At 64.9% G+C, this 482-nt stretch carries 1 protein-coding gene; it reads left to right on the forward strand.

The features are described from left to right. A partial coding sequence (locus tag BTW07_RS19160; protein WP_167369302.1) for an Ig-like domain-containing protein occupies window positions 1-482 on the forward strand: 482 nt, incomplete at both ends.

The following is a 482-nucleotide window of genomic DNA, read 5'->3' on the forward strand; positions in this document are numbered from 1 at the left end:
AGCCGCGATATCACCTTCAGCTACACCGCTATCGATAACGACGGCGGCGTGAGCGAGCCCAAGACGGTGACCATCAACGTCACCGGCACCAACGATGCCCCGGTCGCTCAGGCAGGCACGGCCACGACGGAAGAGAACACACTACTGACCGGCCAGGTCCCGGCGGCGAGTGACGTCGATGGCGCCATCGCCGGTTATGACCTGGCGACGGATGTCGGCACCGGCAACGGTAGCCTGACGTTCAATGCCGACGGTTCCTACAGTTTCACGCCCGGCACCGACTTCGACGCTCTGGCCGCCGGCGAAAGTCGCGACGTCACCTTCAGCTACACCGCCACCGATAACGACGGCGGCGTCAGCGAGCCCAAGACGGTGACGATCACCGTGACCGGCACCAACGATGCGCCGATGGCCGTCGCCGATACCCAAACCACCGGCGAGAACAGCGTTCTCAGTGGGCAGGTGCCGGCAGCGACCGATGT

The organism is Salinicola socius, from assembly GCF_001937195.1.
Lineage (GTDB): Bacteria > Pseudomonadota > Gammaproteobacteria > Pseudomonadales > Halomonadaceae > Salinicola > Salinicola socius.